Here is a 4,289-nt window from a genome sequence, read left to right as displayed (position 1 = left end):
AGTTTGGCCATCTGCTCAGCAGTCAGCCAGAAAAGGTCGCTCATATCACCGCTCCGGTTTTCGAGCCGTGAATCACGCAGCGCTTTGAAAATCAATGCATCCTGACCCTAGACAATCCTAGCAATTCAAAACAAAAAGGCCGCCCCTTGCCGGGCGGCCAAATTATCCGCAGATGTGCCGCCCGAGCCCAGGCCTTGGAATTTCCGGGGCAGTCGCCAAACGGCACCAGCTATTTCACAACGACCCGGCCATTCGTCAACCACGGGTCTTCGACCTTCATGCCCTGATAGATTGCGTGCAAGAAGACGTGGGCAAGAACAGGGTCGTTCGAAAACGGCGAGAAGTGCAGGTTTCCTTCTTTCACACTGTCCTCGGCCTGATAGATGACGACATCATCTTTTATCGTCGACAGTACTTTCAGATCCGCGAGTGTCTCGGGGTCGACCGCTGTTGGATCGTCGGACAGGATTACGAAGTCCGCAACTTTGCCGACTTCGATGGACCCTTTGTCATTCTCTTCAAAATGCTGCCATGCCGGCCAAATCGTCATCGCTTTCAGCGCAGTCATGACGTCGACCCGCTGATGCGGCCCAAGAATGTCGCCCGACCGGGTTCTGCGCGTCACCGTCGCGGCAAGGACGCGCATACTATTGGGCAGAGCGACCGGCGCATCGTGATGCGTACCGAACATCATGTCCCTTTGACGAAGCCATCCTGAGGGTGAGATGTTCTCGGCATTCACCGGGCCAACTGTGTGATCGCGATGCCAATCACCCCAATAAAAGGTATGCATGGGAAAAATGGACGGGAACACTCCTAGCCGTTTAAAGCTGGCGACCTGATCCTCTCGCAGGAATTGACCATGGATCAGAACGGGCCGGTTGCCGGGGTCGCCGTATTTCATCTGGGCAACCTCAAGGGCGGCGATCAGCATGTCCGACGCACCCTCTCCGTTAGAGTGCACAAGGATCTGGATACCGTTCTCGTAACACCAGTTCACGGCATCCTGGAGCTGATCCATCGTAATCGCCGCATAGCCCGCGTACCCCGCCGGATAGGTGCCAACCGGATCGTAATACGGGCGATCTCTGAGTGCGGTAAATCCTTGCGGCGACCCGTCAATGGTCAACTTGCAGCCGCCAACCCGAACGCGGTCCTGATAGGCGCGCGAGACATTGTCGCCAATGAAATCCCGCGACTCAAGAACATCTGGGAAAGCAACGACATCAATTGGAAGACCACCCTCTGCGCCCACTTTTTTCAGGGCCTGAACGATCTCACCTGACGACCGCCCCTCTTGCCCGGTCGTATACCCGAACTTGGCCCACAAATTGCTGCCAGCGCGGGCAAAGGCGATCATCCCCTCTTCACCCAAATCGCCTAGCAAGGGCACCAGCACTGCAAAGAAAGCGTATTCCTCCAACACGCCATTGGGTTCTCCGTTCTCGTCGCGCTGAATGACCCCGCCCGGAGGTGCCTCGGAACTTGCGGTGATACCTGCGATTTCCAGTGCTTTCGAGTTCGCCACACCCAAATGGCCGGACTGATGAATGATAACGACGGGCAGGTCAGCAGAGACAGCATCCAACTCTTGCCGGGTCGGGTGCCGCAGTTCTTTCAATTGTGCGTTGTCATAGCCGAACCCGATGATCATTTTCACTTTGTCGACGGTCTCAGAGTTCTCTTTTGCCCAATCCGAAAGCGTTGCTTGCAAACTGGCGATGTCGCGGACATCCCCATCCGGCGGCGCGAGCATATTGGCCGAAAGCGCTTGCAATCCGCCCATCACCACATGCCCGTGGCTGTCTACAAATCCCGGTAGCATTGCACGCCCGTCCAGATCGAAGGCCTCTGTTTCCTCACCGCGAAGGCCCGAGACATCGTCCACAGAGCCGACCGCCAGAATACGACCGTCCTTGACCGCGACGGCCTCGGCCGTCGGGCGCTCATCATTGATCGTCAGGATCGGACCACCAGAGTAGATCGTGTCCGCAACCTGTTGAGAAAAGGCAGCACTGCCCGAGAAAACAACAAATGTGGAAACAATAAATGACAGCGATGAAAAGTTCATCTTGCGACCTCATTTCTGCTGAAAATCTCTTTTCGACAAACCTAACATCAAATTCAACTTTGTCTGGAAAAAAGGGCTGGCCCTTCGGATATGACCTTCATCTGATCATTATTGGGGGACTACATCGATGACTAATACATCTGCATGCCAGCGCTCTTGGGGCATTTTCAGGTAGCGTAAAACGAAGACAGTGCGCCAGCTCGCACGCCTCAGCAAACTGGCCGACGTTCCTGAAAGTGGCAATTTCTCCCAGTCGCTATATCCTAACATTCCGATGATTTGTTGCGAGGGGACGTCTATGGACAGGTTTGTTGTTTCAGTAATTGCTGCTTTGGCCGCTGCTTCTCAAGCAGACGCGCAGTCCAACCGTAGCAATCCAACTGCAGATTACGCTTTGATAAATGGCACAATTTACACGATGGATGCGAACGGGACCATTGCCGAGGCCCTCGGAATTGAAGGTGACGAGATCGTCTATGTCGGTGATGCAGCAGGCCTTAAAGATGTCATTGGAATCGGGACAGAGGTCATCGACCTCAAAGGTCGAATGACCCTTCCCGGGTTTGTAGATGGGCATATTCATGCGGCGGCCGGCGGGTTGATAATGCTCGGGGTCGATTTGCAGACCGATGACAAGGACGAACTTTTTGCCCGCATCCGGAAAGAAGTCGAAACTAACAAGGACGACATAATCCTAGGCTATGGTGTTCGGTTCAATCCGTGGACAGACGGCAACCCGACAGCCGCCATGCTGGATGAAATCGAGTCTGACCGACCAGTTTACTTATGGGCCATCGATGGTCACGCGGCTTGGGTAAACTCCAAAGCATTGGAACTGGCGGGTATCGACAAGGACACCCCGGACACCGTGCCCGGGTTTTCATTCTTTGAACGAGACACTGACGGAAACCCAACGGGTTGGGTTATAGAAGTGCCCGCGCAAATGCAGGTTCTGACTTCTTTGGTCGACGTGAAACCGGAGTTTCTGGCCGATGGCGTTTCAAACTGGTTGCAGCGTTTCGCAGCGGCCGGGATCACCGCCGTGCATGACCATGGCATTCAGGGCATGAGCCAAGAAGAAGGCTTTCAGATGATGGCCGATTTTGAAAAGAACGGGGAATTGCCGATCCGTTTTATCGGCTCATACTATTGGAATGATGGGACAATCGATCCCCTGCCCGGCACTCAGAACCTTAGCGAGAGATTTGATTCCGAATTGGTCAAGGCAAGCTATCTGAAGATCAATATCGATGGCGGCGACGACAAATGGAATGCGCTCTATGTGGATCCGTATTCTGATAAACCCGAACTTGTGGTCGACCCGATTATTCCGATCAGGCTGGTCAAGGATGCCGTCATCCGCGCTGACGCGGCTGGTTTGAATGTTACGTGCCATTGCTTCGGAGATCTGGCGGTAAGAACCCTTTTGGACGCCATCGAGGCCGCAATCGAGGCAAACCCCGAACGTGAGCGTGCGCATAAGATAACACACGGCACGTTGATCCATCCCGACGATTACGCTCGGTTCGGAGAGTTGGGCGTCATTTATGACACGACCGGCGCGTGGATGACATTGGACCCGCTCATGCAATCCATTGCTACTTCCAGACTGGGTGAAGAGCGTGTTCAGGCGATGTTCCCGGTGAACAGAGTCGCGGCCGAGGGTGGCGTATTCTCATTTGGCTCGGACTGGCCTGTGTCCGGTTATGTATCCGAATATCGTCCACTTGCAGCCATTGAGGCGGGTGTCACACGCCAGTTGCCCAACCGCAGAGATGTTCCTCCACTCGGGGGAGAGGAAGCTAGAATACCTCTGCAACTGGCTCTTGAGGCGCATACGATCAATGCCGCAAAAGGTATGGGAATGGACGGTGAAATCGGCAGTCTCGAAGTCGGCAAAAAAGCTGACATCGTAGTGTTGGGTGAAAACCTGTTCGAAGTCGAACCGGAAGCAATCTCAGACGTCGACGTTGTTTACACGATAATGGGCGGTAATCTGACTTACGAGAAATTGGACTGAGTCAGACACCTTCCGAAACTTCTGACCATTACCAACGAAAAAAGGGCGCCCGTTTGAGCGCCCTTTCTTAGGTTATTCGCAGCGCGAATTACTCGATGATTTTCGAGACGACGCCGGCGCCGACGGTGCGGCCGCCTTCGCGGATGGCGAAACGCAGGCCGTCTTCCATCGCGATCGGAGCGATCAGCTCGACGGTGA

Annotated in this window: 3 protein-coding genes; 1 reads left to right on the top strand and 2 read right to left on the bottom strand. The window is 54.5% G+C overall.

Annotated features, from left to right (window positions below):
* Positions 1–229: 229 nt before the first annotated feature.
* Entirely contained in the window at positions 230–2,071 is a 1,842-nt protein-coding gene (locus ACR0AA_RS23210; protein WP_480757746.1) for an amidohydrolase, read from the bottom strand.
* Positions 2,072–2,369: 298 nt separating this feature from the next.
* Between ACR0AA_RS23210 and ACR0AA_RS23205 the strand changes: the two genes are divergently transcribed.
* On the top strand, positions 2,370–4,091 hold the full coding sequence (locus tag ACR0AA_RS23205; RefSeq protein WP_480757743.1) for an amidohydrolase: 1,722 nt from the start codon (positions 2,370–2,372) through the stop codon (positions 4,089–4,091).
* An 88-nt stretch (positions 4,092–4,179) separates the two neighbouring features.
* On the opposite strand, the gene ACR0AA_RS23200 is transcribed toward ACR0AA_RS23205, so the two are convergent.
* Positions 4,180–4,289 (bottom strand): EF-Tu C-terminal domain-related protein (locus ACR0AA_RS23200; protein ID WP_480567056.1); only part of this gene is annotated, 110 nt, incomplete at its 5' end.

It is taken from the genome of Ruegeria sp. CE8 (assembly GCF_056537465.1).
The sequence above is the reverse complement of the archived record's forward strand: the minus strand, read 5'-3'. Positions and strand labels throughout refer to the sequence as shown.

Bases quoted from the DNA above. Each gene is read 5' to 3' on its own strand.
- ACR0AA_RS23210 (WP_480757746.1), bottom strand. From the start codon at position 2,071: ATGAACTTTTCATCGCTGTCATTTATTGTTTCCACATTTGTTGTTTTC.
- ACR0AA_RS23205 (WP_480757743.1), top strand. From the start codon at position 2,370: ATGGACAGGTTTGTTGTTTCAGTAATTGCTGCTTTGGCCGCTGCTTCT.